This window comes from Streptomyces tendae (genome assembly GCF_014650435.1).
Taxonomy (GTDB): Bacteria; Actinomycetota; Actinomycetes; order Streptomycetales; family Streptomycetaceae; genus Streptomyces; species Streptomyces tendae.
This window is the reverse complement of record NZ_BMUY01000015.1, coordinates 202,484-217,764: the sequence shown is the minus strand read 5'-3', so window position 1 is coordinate 217,764 and position 15,281 is coordinate 202,484. Positions and strand designations below refer to the sequence as shown.

The 15,281-nt window shown below is 72.0% G+C and carries 14 protein-coding genes; 7 read left to right on the top strand and 7 right to left on the bottom strand.

Going from position 1 to position 15,281, the window contains the following annotated elements:
• Positions 1–540 (top strand): glycerophosphodiester phosphodiesterase (locus tag IE258_RS32965; protein ID WP_189749412.1); only part of this gene is annotated, 540 nt, incomplete at its 5' end.
• Positions 541–595: 55 nt separating this feature from the next.
• On the top strand, positions 596–940 hold the full coding sequence (locus tag IE258_RS32960; protein WP_189749411.1) for a hypothetical protein: 345 nt from the start codon (positions 596–598) through the stop codon (positions 938–940).
• Here IE258_RS32960 and IE258_RS32955 read toward each other — a convergent pair.
• The 6 genes from IE258_RS32955 to IE258_RS32930 are packed head-to-tail and all read right to left on the bottom strand — an operon-like array spanning position 915 to position 7,439.
• Complete coding sequence (locus IE258_RS32955; RefSeq protein ID WP_189749409.1) at positions 915–1,904, bottom strand: formylglycine-generating enzyme family protein; 990 nt, start codon at positions 1,902–1,904, stop codon at positions 915–917. The two genes, IE258_RS32960 and IE258_RS32955, sit on opposite strands and share 26 nt — an antisense overlap.
• Positions 1,905–1,936: 32 nt before the next feature.
• Complete coding sequence (locus IE258_RS32950) at positions 1,937–3,478, bottom strand: sulfatase family protein (RefSeq protein WP_189749408.1); 1,542 nt, start codon at positions 3,476–3,478, stop codon at positions 1,937–1,939.
• On the bottom strand, positions 3,475–4,476 hold the full coding sequence (locus IE258_RS32945) for an aliphatic sulfonate ABC transporter substrate-binding protein (RefSeq protein ID WP_189749407.1): 1,002 nt from the start codon (positions 4,474–4,476) through the stop codon (positions 3,475–3,477). Before IE258_RS32945 ends, IE258_RS32950 begins: the two co-directional genes overlap by 4 nt.
• 20 nt (positions 4,477–4,496) lie before the next feature.
• Complete coding sequence (locus tag IE258_RS32940) at positions 4,497–5,309, bottom strand: ABC transporter ATP-binding protein (protein WP_189749405.1); 813 nt, start codon at positions 5,307–5,309, stop codon at positions 4,497–4,499.
• Positions 5,306–6,187: an ABC transporter permease gene (locus IE258_RS32935; RefSeq protein ID WP_189749404.1), complete on the bottom strand. Its 882-nt coding sequence runs from the start codon at positions 6,185–6,187 to the stop codon at positions 5,306–5,308. Before IE258_RS32935 ends, IE258_RS32940 begins: the two co-directional genes overlap by 4 nt.
• Entirely contained in the window at positions 6,174–7,439 is a 1,266-nt protein-coding gene (locus IE258_RS32930) for an ROK family transcriptional regulator (RefSeq protein WP_164459578.1), read from the bottom strand. The genes IE258_RS32935 and IE258_RS32930 overlap by 14 nt, the downstream gene beginning before the upstream one ends.
• A gap of 165 nt (positions 7,440–7,604) precedes the next feature.
• On the opposite strand from IE258_RS32930, the gene IE258_RS32925 reads away from it, so the two are divergent.
• The 4 genes from IE258_RS32925 (at position 7,605) to IE258_RS32910 (ending at position 12,810) form a co-directional block, all read left to right on the top strand.
• On the top strand, positions 7,605–8,963 hold the full coding sequence (locus IE258_RS32925; protein WP_189749403.1) for a family 43 glycosylhydrolase: 1,359 nt from the start codon (positions 7,605–7,607) through the stop codon (positions 8,961–8,963).
• A 132-nt stretch (positions 8,964–9,095) separates the two neighbouring features.
• Positions 9,096–11,258 carry a SpoIIE family protein phosphatase gene (locus IE258_RS32920; RefSeq protein WP_189749401.1) on the top strand — a complete coding sequence of 721 codons (2,163 nt, stop codon included), beginning with the start codon at positions 9,096–9,098 and terminating at the stop codon, positions 11,256–11,258.
• Positions 11,255–11,926 carry a CBS domain-containing protein gene (locus tag IE258_RS32915; protein ID WP_189749400.1) on the top strand — a complete coding sequence of 224 codons (672 nt, stop codon included), beginning with the start codon at positions 11,255–11,257 and terminating at the stop codon, positions 11,924–11,926. Before IE258_RS32920 ends, IE258_RS32915 begins: the two co-directional genes overlap by 4 nt.
• A gap of 149 nt (positions 11,927–12,075) precedes the next feature.
• Positions 12,076–12,810, top strand: a complete 735-nt coding sequence (locus tag IE258_RS32910; RefSeq protein WP_189749399.1) for a TetR/AcrR family transcriptional regulator — start codon at positions 12,076–12,078, stop codon at positions 12,808–12,810.
• A 13-nt stretch (positions 12,811–12,823) separates the two neighbouring features.
• Here the strand turns inward: IE258_RS32910 and IE258_RS32905 are convergent, their stop codons facing one another.
• A complete protein-coding gene (locus IE258_RS32905) occupies positions 12,824–13,789 on the bottom strand; it encodes a LysR family transcriptional regulator (RefSeq protein ID WP_189749398.1) in 966 nt (321 codons plus the stop codon).
• A gap of 106 nt (positions 13,790–13,895) precedes the next feature.
• Here IE258_RS32905 and IE258_RS32900 point away from each other — a divergent pair, with 106 nt between their 5' ends.
• Entirely contained in the window at positions 13,896–15,209 is a 1,314-nt protein-coding gene (locus IE258_RS32900; protein WP_189749396.1) for an aspartate aminotransferase family protein, read from the top strand.
• Positions 15,210–15,281 lie beyond the last annotated feature (72 nt).

Here is a 15,281-nt window from a genome sequence, read left to right as displayed (position 1 = left end):
TTCACCTGGAACGAACTGCGCCAACTCGACGCCGGAACCTGGTTCCACGACGACTACGCCGGCGAACCCATCATCACCCTCGACGACGTCATCCGCCGCATCCAGCACACCCGCACCGGACTCCTCGCCGAAATCAGCCCCTGCAGCCAGTACGGCACCACCATCGCCACCGACCTCGCCGACAGCCTGCGCGGCAAGCCCCGCTACGTCCGCACCGCCCTGGCCCGGAACCAACTGGCCGTCCAGTCCTTCGAGACCGACGACGCCCGCACCTTCCACACCGCCCAGCCCGACATCCCCATCGGCATCCTCGACGCCGACCGACCCACCGACACCGAACTGACCGAACTCAGCCAGTGGGCCGACCAGATCAACCCCCAGCACACCGTCACCGACCAGACCCTCGTCGACCGCGTCCACCAACTCGGCATGGACATCAACGTCTGGACCGTCGACGAACCCGGCGCCATCCGCACCATGGCCGGCCTCGGCGTCGACGGCATCATCACCGACTACCCCCAGACCCTCACCCAACGGTAGCGGGGCCGCTTCGGGGAACCCGGTGCACAAACACCCCAGGAAAGCGGCATACGACATGTACGACCAGACACGCGCACAGCAGCCCTCGGACCAGGACCAGCGCCGCACCGAGCGCCGTGCGGCGGCGCCGGAGGCGTTGCTGCCGTCGGCGGAGCGGGACGCTGTCCTGGACCGTCTCCGCAGGGCCATCAACGCCTTCCCCGACGCTCCGCACGACGCGCTGGAGGAGGCGGAGGGCGCCTTCGACGACGCGGTGAACCACCTCGCGAACGCCCTCGCGGAACGCCGCCGTGCCCTGCACGACAGCTGGCAGGACCAGGATCCCGAGGCGCATGCCGAGGAACTCCGGCTCGCGCTGCGGCAGTACCGGGAGGTCACGCAGCGGCTGATCCGCATGTGACGGCCGCGTCGTTGGCGCAGCGGAAGCCGAGGTTGCCGGACGAGGAGTCCGGGGTGTTGGAGGAGCGGGCGGCGACCCGGTAGCGGTTGCAGTAGGAGTCGTGGCAGAGGTACGAGCCGCCGCGCAGGACCCGCGTGGTCCCGGTCGCCGGGCCGTGCGGGTCCGCGGTCGGCGAGTCGGCGTAGTAGGTGGGCGAGAACCAGTCGGCGCACCATTCCCACACGTTGCCCGCGGTGTTCCACAGGCCGTGGCCGTTGGGCCGGTAGGACTTGACCGGTGCGGTGGTGAGGTGTCCGTCCTCGGCCGTGTTGACGTGGGGGAAACGGCCCTGCCAGATGTTGCAGCGCCACCGGCCGCCCGGGGTCAGCTCGTCCCCCCAGGCGTAGCGGCGTCCGGTCAGTCCCCCGCGGGCGGCGTACTCCCATTCGGCCTCGGTGGGCAGGCGCTTGCCGGCCCACCGTGCGTAGGCGGTGGCGTCGTTCCAGGACACGTGGACGACGGGATGGTTCGGTCGGCCGGTGATGTCGGAGCGGGCGCCCTCGGGGCGGCGCCAGTGGGCTCCGCGCACGTTGATCCACCAGGGGGCGCCGGCGGCGTTGCCGAGGACGTCGGCGTCCGGGGCGGCGACCACCAGGTGGAAGACCGCCGAGGAGCCGAAGCGTTCGGCGTCGGTCACGTGGCCGGTCGCCTTGACGAAGGCGGCGAACCGGGCGTTGGTGACGGCGGTCTCGTCGATGTGGAAGGGCCGCAGGCGCACCGTGTGCACGGGCGTCTCGCCGTCGGCCGGATATCCCTCCCCGAAGGCGTCCCCCATCGCGAACTCACCGCCCGGCAGGCGCACCTGCCCGCGGGTCGAGCGCGGGCGGGCGGCGGGCCCCGGCTCCGCGGCGGCCGCGGGGGACGGGGCGGCCACGGCGACGGGGGCCGTCGCGGGGGCGCAGCACGGGCGGTGAGTGCCGGTCATGGGTCCTCGAATCGATCGCGTGCGTGGGCCTGCTATGCCTTGTACGTGGACTCGTCGAGTCCGCTCAGGGTCGGGTCGTGTCCCACCTCGCCGACGTCGTACATCGATGTCATCCAGTGGTAGAAGTTGTCGCCGCGCTCGCGCAGGACGTCGTACAGCCGGCGCATCATGCGGCCGCGGACCTCCGCCTGCTCGGGGTGGGCGTAGACGTTCTGCAGCTCGTCCGGGTCGGTCTGCAGGTCGTACAGCTCGTTGACGGAGTCGGGGTTGACGACGAGTTTGTACCGGTCCTCGCGCAGCATGCGCTGCGGGTAGGGGAAGTGGTGGCCGTGGAACTCGCAGACGATGTCCTCGTCCCACTCCACCGCCTCGCCCCGCACGAGGGGCAGCAGGCTGCGCGAGTCGACGGCGGGTTTCGGGTCGAGGCCGGCCAGTTCGAGGATGGTGGCGGTGCAGTCGAGGAGGCTGACGAACTCGTCGCGCACCTGGCCGCCGGGCGCGCCCGGGACCCGGACCAGGCCGGGGGTGCGGTAGATGTCCTCGTACATCGCGGGGCCCTTGTCGTGCAGCCGGTGGGAGCCGGTGAACTCGCCGTGGTCGCAGGTGAAGAACACCGCCGTGTCGTCCACGAGGCCGAGCCGTTCCATGGCCGCCACGACCCGGCCGATCTGCCGGTCGATGAGGGCCACGTAGCCCCAGTAGACGGCGATGAGCTTGCGGGTGGTCTCGATGGGCATCGTGTCGAAGGTCCAGTGCGCGCTGTAGTTGCGCTGGACCGGGGGTTTGCCCTCGAAGGTCTCGGACACCGACCGGGGCAGCTCCACGTCCGCGGGGTCGACCAGGTCGAAGTACTCGTCCGGGAGGATGTACGGCAGGTGCGGTCCGAAGAAGTGCAGGGCCAGGAAGAAGGGCCGGTCCCGGTCGTGCGCGTCGGCGGCGTAGCGCTCCAACTGCTCGATGGCGCGGGTGGCCAGGTAGTGCTCGAAGGTGGCCTCGACCGGCTGGTGCAGCCGGGCCGCCAGCAGGTTGCCTGGACCGCCGTTGGGCAGTGTGCCGCGCACGCGGTCGCTGATCTCGTACGGGGGCAGTCCGCGTTCGGCGAGGTAGGCGAGGTAGTCCGGGTGGTCGACGGGGTTGTGCCAGCCGGGCAGGTCGGGTCCGTCGAAGCCGTAGTCGGCCGCCGTGCGGCGGTTGCCGGCGTGCCACTTGCCGAACAGGCCGCAGTTGTAGCCGTGTTCGCGCAGCGCCCGGGAGAAGGCGAACTGGTCCTCGGCGAGGTCTTCCAGGTAGCCGACGTTGCGTTCGTGGTTGGCCAGGAGCTTGTGCCGGAAGGGTGCCTGGCCGGTCAGCAGGCTGGCGCGGGCCGGGGTGCAGATGGCGGTGGGGGTGTACCAGCGGTCGAAGCGGGTTCCCGTGGCGGCCAGTTCGTCGAGTGCCGGGGTGTGCGCGTGCGGATTGCCGTAGGCGCCGAGCGTGTCGGTGCGGTGCTGGTCGGTCATGAGGAAGAGGATGTTCTTCCGGGACGCCCCGGCCTGGGGGCCGGACTGGGCGCCGGGGTCGTTCGCTCGCGTCACTTGCCCGCTCCAGTGAAGAGGTCGCCGGTGTAGTAGGTCTTCGGGTCGGCGGGCTTCTTGAGTTTGCCGGCGTTGACGAAGTAGTCGTTCATGCCCTCGAGCCATTTGACGACGGTGCCGTCCTGGGTCAGCTTGTCCAGCTCCTCCACGCTGAGCACCTTGTTGTTCGCGGCGTCCGCCTTCACCTGGTCGACGGGGATCTTCAGCTTGTCGGCGGTCAGCTCGATCGCCTCGTCGGTGTGCTCGGAGCGGAAGGTCATGGCCTCGCGCAGTACGGCGAGGACCTTCTTGGTCTTCTCCGGCTGGTCGGCCACCACCTTGTTGCCCGCGACGAACGCCGTGGGGAAGGAGACGTCCTGCGCGAAGTCGCCGTTCTTGGCGAGTTCGACCAGGTCGGGGACCTGCTTCTTGATCGTCGCCGCGGCCGGGTACCAGAACCCGGCGCCGTCGACCTGGTGGGAGGAGAAGGCGGAGACGATGGTGGACGGGTCCATGGGGACGACCTTGAGGTCGTCCTTGGTCATCCCGGCCTTCTCCAGGGCGAGGGAGAGGATCATGTCGCCTGAGGTGCCCTCGGGCACGGCGACCGTCTTGCCCTTGAGCTGCTGCATCGAGGTGATGCCCGGCTGGGCGAGGACGCGGTCGGAGTTGCCGAGGGTGTTGATGGCGACGACCTTGGCCTGCCCGGAGGCGGGGAGCCACATGGCGCCGGGGCCTATGTAGCCGAAGTCGAGGTTGTCCGTGCCCAGGGCCTGGATCTGGAGCGGGCCGTTGGTGAAGACCTTGGCGTCGGCGGACAGTCCGTGCTTCTTCCACAGGCCCTTGGCCTCGGCGATGGCGATGAGGCTGGCGCCGTTGAAGTCGTTGATGTAGCCGAAGCGCACCTTGTCCGACGAACCGCCGGAGGACGAGCCGCTGCCGCACGCGGCGAGCAGCGCCATGGCGGCCACGCCGGCGAGGGTGGTGGTGAGGCTTCTGCGGGTGAGGGCGGGTGACATGGCGGGGAGCACCTTCCGGGTCATGACGTCGGGGAGTGGGAACCGGAAAGGGCGGCGGTGCGGCCTTCCTGGTGGTAGACGGAGTGCCACACGCGGTTGCGCAGCGCGGCGAACTCGGGGCTGAGCCGGAAGGCCTCGTCGCGCTCGATGGCGGGGTCGACGTCGACGACGTCGTAGACGCGTCCGGGGCGGGCGGCCATCACGACGACCCGGTTGGCCAGGAACACGGCCTCGTCGACGTCGTGGGTGATGAACAGGACCGTGCGCTTGTCCTGGCTCCAGGTCTTCAGGAGTTGCTCCTGGAGCTTGACCCGGGTGAGCGCGTCGAGGGCGCCGAAGGGCTCGTCCATCAGGAGGATGGAGGGGTCGACGGCGTAGGCACGGGCGATGGCGCAGCGCTGGCGCATGCCTCCGGAGAGGGTCTTGGGGAGGGCGTCGGCGAAGCGTTCCAGGCCGACCAGTTCGATGAAGTGCTCGGCCCTGGCCCGGCGTTCCGCCTTGGGCACGCCGGTGGTGCGCAGGCCGAACTCGACGTTCTGACGCACGGTCAGCCAGGGGAAGAGGGCGTACTGCTGGAAGATGACGCCGCGCTCGGGTCCTGGGCCGGAGACGGGGGCGCCGTCCACCAGGGCACGGCCCGCGGTGGGTGTCTCGAGCCCGGCGAGGATGTTCATCAGGGTGCTCTTGCCGCACCCGGAGGGGCCGACGACGGTGACGAACTCGTGGTTCGCGATGTCGAGGGACACGTCGTCGAGGGCGGTGAAGGTCTCCCGGCCCAGCGAGAAGGTCTTGGTGACGTTCTGAACGGAGATCTTGGCGGGTGTGCTGGTCATCGGCGTTCCTGCCATCGGGTGAGCCGGCGTTCGGCGAGGAGGAGGACGCGGTCCATGAGGAGACCGAGGATTCCGATCGAGATGAGCCCGACGAAGATGGTCGGGAGGTCGTAGTAGAGCTGGGCGTTCTGCATGCGGTAGCCGAGGCCCTCCTGGGCGGCGATCAGCTCGGCGGCGACCAGGGTGGCCCAGGCCGAGCCGAGGCCGACCCGCATGCCGACGAGGATGAAGGGGGTGGACGCCGGCACCACCACGCGGGCGAAGATCGTGGCGTCGCCCGCGCCCAGCACCCGGGCGGCGTTGATCAGGGTGCGGTCGACGTTCACCACGCCCTGGAAAGTGGAGATCACGCAGGCCAGGAACGCGGCGAGGAAGATGACGAAGATCTTCGGGGTCTCGTCGATGCCCATGGCGACCACCGCCAGCGGGATGATCGCCAGCGGTGGGATGGTGCGGAAGAACTGGATCCAGGGCTCGATCAGTCCGCGCAGGATGCCGTACCAGCCCATCAGGAAGCCCACCGGGACGGCGACAGCCGTGCCCAGGGCGAAGCCGATGAGGACCCGGGTCAGGCTGGCCAGGGCGTCGTCGGCGAGCGTCCCGTCGCTGATCAGGGTGGAGGCGCGGTCGACGACCTCCGGCGGTGTCGGCAGCTTGAAACCGGCGGACGCGAGGGCCCACCAGATCGCGATGCCGAGCGCGACGGACACGGCGTTCAGGGCGAGGGGAAGCCCGCGACGGCGCGAACGGGAGCTTTCCGACGCGGACTTGGCGGCGCCCGCCGTGCTGTCGGCCGCTTCGGCCTCGGGCGGGGCCCCTGGCCCCTGCTCGGGCCGCGGGTGCCGGTGGTCGGCGCTCCGCTTGTCAAGGACGGACATGGGCGGCTCCTTCGGTGGCGGAGTCGGGTGCATCGGAACGGCCCTTCACGTCGGCGGTTTCGGGATACCTCGCCAGGAGGGGTGAGCTGTGGAAGACCGCGGCGAGCGCGCCGATGGCGCCGTCGTCGTCGGAGAGCCGGGCGGCGGCCACGGCGGGGCCCGCCGACGCGGTCGGGAAGATCTCGGCGGCCAGGGTGGCGGCGACCTGTTCCACGAGGACGGGCGCCAGCCGGGTGATCTCGCCGCCGATGACCACCTTCGCCGGGTTCAGCATCATGGTCGCGGCGCCGACCACCCGTCCCAGGGCGCCCGCGGCCTCCCGCAGTACCCGGTCCACGACGGGATGGGCGCGGCGCACGGCGGCCGCGAGGTCGTCCAGGTTCTCCAGGCGCAGGCCGAACTCCCAGCAGGCGGCGAGGATTCCGGGCACCGAGGCGACGGTCTCCAGACAGCCCCGCTTGCCGCACCGGCAGGGGCGGCCCGCCGGTTCGACGGTCACGTGCCCCAGTTCCCCGGCCAGTCCGGAGGAGCCCGTCACCAGTTGGCCGCCGACGACCAGACCGCCGCCCACGCCGTCCGACAACCGCACGTAGACCAGGTCGGCGACGCTGTCGGCGCCGCTGATCGCCTCGGCGAGGGCGGCCAGGCGGGTGTTGTTGTCGACGATCACCGGGGCGTCGAAGCGTTCGGCGAAGGCCACGTCGACGCCCTCGGGTGCCGGGCGGAGCACGGTGGTCCCCGCCGTGGCGCGGGGCCAGGCCGCCCCCTGTGGGGCGGGGTAGGGTCCGGGTACACCGATGCCGATGCCCTGCAGGGCCCCGTAGTGGACCCCGGCCTCGCCGCTCAGCCGGTCGACCAGTTCCAGGGCCAGCGCGGTGCGGGTCCCCCAGGTCGCGGTGTCCTCGTACCGGACCGAGCCGGAGACCATGATCTCGTGCGCGGCGTCGGCGACGACGACGTGCACGCGCCGGTGCCCGAAGTCGACGCCCATGAACTGCGCCGACGCCGGGTCGAGTGCCAGCCGTTCGGCCGGTCGCCCGCTGCCCTCGCGGCGGGAGGCGTCGGTGTCCACGACGACGATGGCGCCCCGTTGCAGGAGGTGGCCGGTGATCTCGGAGAGGGTCGTGCGGGACAGGCCCACGACCCGGGCGATCTCGCCGCGGCTCATGGCGCCGTTCTCCTGCAGCGCACGCATGACGCGCTCTTCGTGGGTCCGCCTGACCAGTGCGTGCACTCCGCTGGGCATCTGCATGCCGGTCAAGGTAGGGAGGCCCGATTATTCCGTCAACACTCCGACAGAAAGATGCAATGAAGCGTTCACAATGCCTGGTCGGCCGGGCCATGGGCGGGCTGCTCGAAGTGGATTATTCGTCCGCCCTGTTGACGTAAATGTGCGGGCGTTCGCATGCTGTGCGCCATGACCGATGCCGAGTACGGACTCCACCGACGTTCCCTGCTGGCCGGCGCCGCCGGTGTGGGGGCGGCGTTCACCCTGCCCACGAGCTCCGCGCAGGCGGCTCCCGCCTCGGCTCCCGCCGCTCCTGGGGCGGGCGGTGCGTCGCGGCGTCACCCGGGGAACTGGCCCGACCCCGAGCCCTACGGCACCGCGGACACCCGGGCCGACCTGTGGCCGCGCGAGGACAACTCGTTCGTGCTCCCGCTGGAGCTGCGCCCCCGTGACGAGGAGCGCGGCACGGTCTGGATGCGCGACACCTACGTCAACTGCTTCGTCGTGGACGGCCGCCCCCTCTACGTCGCCACGGGCACCACCCGGGTGCCCGGACTGGACGTCGCCGGTCCCTGGAACGACGGCATCTTCGTGTGGCTGGCCCCCTCCCTGAAGGGTCCGTGGCGGCTGGCCGACACGACCGGCATCCGGCCGGGGGCCGAGCGCGGCAAGGTGTGGTCGCCCGAGTTCGCCGGGGAGAACCGGCCCGGCCGCACGGTCGTCGCGCCCTGGCAGGAGTACTGGCACGACGAGCAGTTCGGCAAGCGGGGCCAGGCCTGGGCGCCCGAGCTGCACTACTTCCGCGGCACCTGGTACCTCGTGGCGTGCATGGGCGACCACTCGCGCAAGGTCGGCTCGTTCATGCTGGTGAGCGAGGGCGGCGTCGAAGGGCCGTACCGGCTGATCGAGGGCAACCTGGAGAAGCCCTTCGGCGACTCGTTCATCGGAGGGCCGAAGTTCATTGAGCCCGGCGCGTACCACCACATCGACGGCGGCCTCTACTCCGAGGGTGACGACGCGTGGCTCGTGCTGCACAACGACCTGTACGCGAAGTTCCGGGACGACATGGAGGACATCGTCACGACGACGGACCTGCCCCGGTTCCAGCAGACGCCCTACTCCCCCGAGCCATACCTGGAGGGCGCCTACGTGTTCAAGTACCGGGGCAAGTACCACCTCGTCCACGCCGCCTGGGACCGGACGTCGGTCAACGCCGACGGCACCGTCCGCCACGCCTACGACGTGCCCGCCACCGGGCGGGTGCAGTACCAGTACGACGCGATCGTCGCCGTGGCCGACCGGTTCGAGGGCCCGTACTCGAAGCGGTACACCGCGGGGGTCGGCGCCGGTCACAACAACTTCTTCGTCGATCACCGGGGCGGCCTGTGGGCGACGTACTTCCTGAACCCGGCCGCCGGCTACTGGTCCGCCGCCTCGCGCGTCGACGAGGCCGCGGTTCCCGGTGTCGTACGGCTGGAGTGGACCGGCCCGGCGGACGGCCGGCTGTACGTGCGGCGCGGGTCCGAGGGGTCCGGCAACCGCCCCTGAGCTGCGGCGGCCCCGTACCGCCGCCGCCTCGCATGCCGTCGCGGCGGTACGGGCGTAGTGTCCAGATATGGGTGGTGTTCAGGGTGACCGCCGTCGGGCGGCCCTGTCGGCACGGACGCGGGCGGACCGCTGATGGACTCCACGATGGCGGCCGTGGTGCGGGCCAGCGGTGCGTTCGGAGGGATCCTCTACGTACTGCCACCGGGCGAGAACGCCGTGTGGCAGGTGCTGGTCACCGGGGTCCCGCAGGAGATGGCCGCCCCGTGGCGGCGGGTCGGGCTGAAGGATCCGATGCCCGTGGCCGACGCCGTCCGCGAGCACCGTCTGGTCTGGGCGGGCGGCCGGGAGGAGATGGCACGCGAGTATCCGCGGCTGGCGCTCGTCATGCCGTACGAATTCGGACTGGCGGCCGCACCGCTCGTCTCGGGCACCGCCGTCCGAGGCGGGCTGGTGCTGCTGTGGCCCGGGAACCACCCGTCCCGGCTGAGCGCCGGCGAACAGGACGTCATCAGGGCGGGCTGCCGCCGCCTGGGTGACAGCCTGCAGCGGGCACTGGACCGCGACGAACCGCTGCTGCCCCCGGACCGGCCCCGCACCCTGCCGCCGCCGGCCCCGCGCACCCCCTCCCCCGCCGAGGCGACCGCGCTGTCCGCCTTCGTGGACCGACTGCCCGGCGGCTCGTGCGCGCTGGACCTGGAGGGACACCTCACCTTCGTCACCCCGGGGGCGGCCGACCTGCTCGGCGTCGACCGGGCCCTGCTGTTGGGCGCCCTGCCGTGGGAGGCGCTGCCCTGGATGGACGTGCCGCACGTCGAGGACCGCTACCGGGCCGCGCTGGTCAGCCGCAGGCCGCAGGCGTTCACCGTGCTGCGCCCGCCGAAGACGTGGCTGTCCTTCGAGCTGTACCCGGACGCCAGCGGGCTGAGCGTGCGCATCACCCGCGGCGGCCCGGACACCGACACGTCCCCGTCCGGGCCGGTACAGACCTCGGGTCCCAGCCGTGCCACCGTGCTCTACCACCTGATGCACCTGGCCTCCACCCTGACCGAGGCCGTCAGCGTGCAGGACGTGGTCGAGCAGACCGCCGACCAACTGATGCCCGCGCTCGGGGCGCAGGGCATGGTGGTGATGGCCCCGGCGGACGGCCGGCTGAAGATCGTCGGCCAGCGCGGCTACCACCCGGAGCTGATGAGGCGCTTCGACGGGACGCCGCTGACCTCGGCCATTCCCGGCGTCGACGTCATGGCCACCGGGGTACCCGGATTCTGGACGACCTTCGAGGAACTCCACGCGGCCTATCCCGCCATGAACCACGAGGACGGGATGGCCGCATGGGCCCTGCTGCCGCTGATCGCCTCCGGCCGCCCCATCGGCTCGCTCCTGCTCGCCTACCGGCGGCCCCATGTCTTCCCGCCGGGCGAACGGGCCGCCCTCACCTCGCTGGCCGGTCTGGTCGGGCAGGCCCTGGACCGCGCCCGGCTCTACGACGCCAAGCACCACCTCGCCCACCGCCTGCAGTCCGCCCTGCTGCCCCACACCCTCCCCGACGTGCCCGGTCTGAACGTCGCCGCCCGCTACCTCCCGGCTGCACGGGGCCTGGGCATCGGCGGCGACTTCTACGACGTCATCCGCCTCGACGAGCACACCGCGGGTGTCACCATCGGCGACGTCCAGGGGCACAACGTGGACGCCGCGGCGCTCATGGGGCAGGTGCGCACCGCCGTGCACGCCAACGCCACCGTGGGGGCTCCCCCCGACGACGTCCTGGCCCGCACGAACCGTCTGCTCACCGACCTGGACCCCGGCCTGTTCACCAGCTGCGCCTACGTCCACCTCGACCTCGCCACGCACCGCGCCTGCGTGGCGCTCGCGGGGCACCCGCCTCCCCTGCTGCGCCACGCGGACGGGCACGTCGAGCCCCTGCACGTGCCGCCCGGTCTGCTGCTGGGCATCGAGCCGGACGCCCGGTACCCCGCGCTGGAGTTCCCGCTGCCGCCCGGGAGTGTGCTCGCCCTGTACACCGACGGTCTCGTCGAGGCGCCCGGGGTCGACCTCGACGACGCGATCGCGGCCCTCGCCGGTCTCCTGGAGCACGGCGACCCCGGGGACCTGGACGCCATGGCGGACACCCTCATCCGGCACGCGCCCACCCCGGGCGACGACATCGCCCTGGTCCTCGTCGGTCCGCCCGCGCGGGCGGCGGGGCACTCCCGGGGCCACTCGATCGTTTTCCCGGGCAAGAAGGACGAACGCCGGTCCGAGCGGGCCGGCAGCGGAGGAGAAGACCCTTCATGAAACACCAGAAGGTGCGCGATCTGATGAGCGACGCCGTGGTCCGCGTGCAGCGGGGCACACCGTTCAAGGAGATCGCCCACCTGCTGCTGGAGTACGACATCACGGCCGTGCCGGTCGTCGACGAGGAGAACCGCCCCGTTGGGGTGGTGTCGGAGGCCGACCTGCTGCAGAAGATGTGGGGCGGGGAACCCGACGGTTCCCCCGAGCACGCCCGGTGGTCCAGGGCCTCGGCCGCCAAGGCCGGCGCCACGGACGCGGCGGGGCTCATGACCTCGCCCGCGCTCTGCGCACGGGAGAGCTGGAGCGTCGTGGACGCCGCCCGGGTGATGGCGCGCCACCGCATCAAACGGCTGCTGGTCGTGGACGCGGACGGGCGGCTGGCGGGGGTCGTCAGCCGCAGCGACCTGCTGCGGGTCTTCCTGCGCACGGACCGCGCCATCCGCACCGAGATCATCGAGGAGGCCCTGGTCAAGGCGCTCGGTCTGGCTCCTTCCTCGGTGCAGGTGGATGTGACGCACGGTCATGTCGTGCTCAGCGGACGGCTCCCGGACCATGTGTCCGCCCCGCTCCTCGAGGAGCACTGCCGGAGCGTGGACGGCGTCGTCGCGGTGGAGTTCCGACCGGCCGGCGAGACCGGCGCCGAGGACCCCGCGGCCGTCGGCTCCTGACACCCCGCCGGCCGGCAAACGCCCGCCCGTGCCCGCTTCCCCGGGGAGGGGAGGCCGGCACGGGGGACGCGCTTTGGCAGTATGAGATCTGCCTAACACTGTTCGGCTTCTTGATGGCCCATCAGCCCGCAGCGCCCTAGGCTCGCCGCATGCCCACAGAGCGACCCACCACCACCGCGCCCGTCCCCCTCCGCGAGCGGCGCCGGGCCGCCGCGGCGCAGGAGATACTCGACGCCGCCGAGCAGCACATCGGCGAACACGGGCCCGCCGCCCTGTCGCTGCGCGCGGTCGCCCGCAGCCTCGGCATGACCGTGCAGGCGCTCTACCACTACTTCCCCAACCGCGACGCCCTCGTCACCGCCCTCATCGCCAAGGCGTACGGCGAGCTGTCCGACGCGTTGCAGGCCGCCGCCGACGGCGTGCGCGCGACCCCCTCCACACCGCGTCTGGTCGTGGTGGCCGATGCCTACCGTGACTGGGGCGTCGCCCGTCCGGAGCACTTCCAGCTGCTCTACGGGACGCCGCTGCGGTACTACGCGGCGCCCGCCGAGGGCCCGACCACGCAGGCGGTCCGCCGGATGGGCGCGATCTTCCAGCGCGAGCTGTTCGCCGGCTTCACCCCGGCGCAGCTCGCCGCCGCCGACGTCCCCCCGCTCTCGCCCCCGTACCGGGAGCATCTGACACAGCTCCCCCTGCACGCGCAGGGCGATCTGCCGCCCGCCGCGGTCGCGCTCTTCCTCAGCGCGTGGGGGCACGTGCACGGGCTGGTCGTCCTGCAGGTGTTCGGGCACACCGCGTTCCTCGGCGACCATCAGGCGGAGGTCTTCCGCACCTCGGTGCGGATGATGCTGGACGACATCCACCGCCGGATCCCCGCCGCCTGAGCCGAGCCGGCGCTCAGGGCCGCCGGTCGCCGTCCCGACCCTCCGGGGAGGGATCGCCCTCCGGGGCGGGATCGGGAGCGGACAGCGCGTCGATCTCGGGGTGGTCGCGCAGGGCGGCGATGACCGCGTTCACCGCGGCGCGCTGCGGGGCGCCGCGCCGCACCACGACGGCGACGTTGCGGTGCACCGGGGGGTTCAGCCGCCGGGTGACGACGGCATGGTCGGAGGTGACCGCGAGCGCGGGCAGCAGGGCGATCGACCCGGTCGTCTCGACGTGCCGCAGCAGCATGAGGTAGTTGCTGAACCGGCAGGCCACCCGGGGTTCGAACCCCGACTCGCGGCAGAGCCGGACGGTCAGGTCCGCCATGTACGACTGCGGCCGGTCGCAGGCCCAGGTCTCCTCCTTGCACGCCGCGAGGCTCACCGCGGTGCGCGAGGCCAGCGCATGGCCGTGCGGCAGGACCAGGACGACCGGGTCGCTGCCGAGCGACATGACTTCGAGGTCCGCGCCCCACGTCAGGCCGGAGTAGTCGGTGGTGGTGACGATGACGTCCGCCTCGCCGGAGCGCAGGGCGGGCCCGCTCTCGTGCGGCTCCATCTCGACGAGTTCGAGGTCCAGGTGCGGATGGGTGGTGGCCAGCCGGTTCGCCGCCGGGACGGCGAGGCTGTAGATCGCGCTCTGGAACACGGCGAGCCGTACGGTCCCGATGGGCTCGTCGTTCAGGGCGCGCAGTTCGGCCTCGACGTCGGCCATCCGGTCCAGGATCTCCCGGCCACGGCGGGCCAGCAGGAGTCCGGCCGGGGTCAGCCGCACCCGCCGCCCGGTGCGTTCGATCAGCCGGCACCGGGTCTCGGTCTCCAGCACCGCCAGTTGCTGGGAGACCGTCGACGCGCTCAGGTGCAGCGTGTCGGCGACCGCGCGGACGGTACCGAGGGTGTCGAGCTGGCTGAGCAGGTGCAGCCGTCCGGAGTTGAGCACGCGGCGATGGTACGCCGCACAGCCCCGCCCTGTACGGTTCTGGCGTACAGGGGCGTCGAATCTGTGCGGTGGACACGCGCAGCGGGGCGTCCCTACCGTCGGTCGCATGCCTTCCGAGACTTCGAGCGCCGACCCGGGGCGCCATCTGATCCGCTACTCCGGCCACGCACCCTTCTCGCCGGAGGTCGTCGTGCGCGCCGCGGGGACCTCCGTGTTCACGGAGAGCGGCCGTGAGCTGCTGGACTTCACGTCCGGTCAGATGAGTGCCATCCTCGGGCACTCCCATCCGGCGATCGTCTCGACGGTGCGCGAGCAGGTCGCGCACCTCGACCACCTGCACAGCGGCATGCTCAGCCGCCCGGTCGTCGAGCTGGCCCGCCGGTTGGCCGGCACCCTGCCGGAGCCGCTGGAGAAGGCGCTGCTGCTGACCACCGGGGCGGAGGCGAACGAGGCCGCGGTGCGGATGGCGAAGCTGGTCACCGGCCGCCACGAGATCGTCTCCTTCGCCCGGTCCTGGCACGGCATGACCCAGGCCGCCGCGAACGCCACCTACAGCGCCGGGCGCAAGGGCTACGGCCCCGCCGCGCCGGGCAACTTCGCACTGCCGGTGCCGGACCGCTACCGCCCCTCCGTCGTCGGTCCGGACGGCGAGCTGGACTGGCGCCGCCAGCTGGACCTGGGCTTCGAGATGATCGACGCGCAGTCGGTCGGCAGTCTGGCCGCCTGCCTGGTCGAGCCGATCCTCTCCTCGGGCGGCGTGGTCGAGCTGCCGCCGGGCTATCTCGCCGCCCTGGCGGACAAGTGCCGTGAGCGCGGGATGCTGCTGATCCTGGACGAGGCCCAGACGGGGCTGTGCCGGACCGGCGACTGGTACGCCTTCGAGCACGAGGGTGTCGTCCCGGACATCCTCACGCTGTCCAAGACGCTGGGCGCGGGGCTGCCGCTGGCCGCCGTGCTGACGAGCGCGGAGATCGAGCGGCGGGCGCACGAACGGGGCTTCCTGTTCTTCACCACCCACGTCAACGACCCGCTGCCCGCCGCGGTGGGCAACACCGTCCTCGACGTCCTGGTCCGCGACCGGCTGGACGAGCGCGCCCGGGCGCTCGGCGCGGCACTGCGCGAGGGCCTCGACAAGCTCGCCGCCCGCCACGAGGTGGTGGGAGACGTGCGCGGCCGGGGGCTGCTGCTGGGCATGGAACTGGTCGGCGACCAGGTGCTGGGCGAGGGCGGCGCGGACCGCCTCGGCGCCGCCGTCACCCGGCGCTGCTTCGAGCTGGGGCTGCACATGAACATCGTCCAGCTCCCGGGGATGGGCGGGATCTTCCGTATCGCGCCCCCGCTGACCGCGAGCGACGACGAGATCGCCCGCGGCGTCGCTGTCCTCGACCAGGCACTCACCGACGCCGCCGGAGCACTGTAAGCCCCAAGGCCCCGGTGTCCTGGGGGTACCGGGACACCGGGGCCGGGTGCGTGCGCGGGTGGGGTGCGGGAG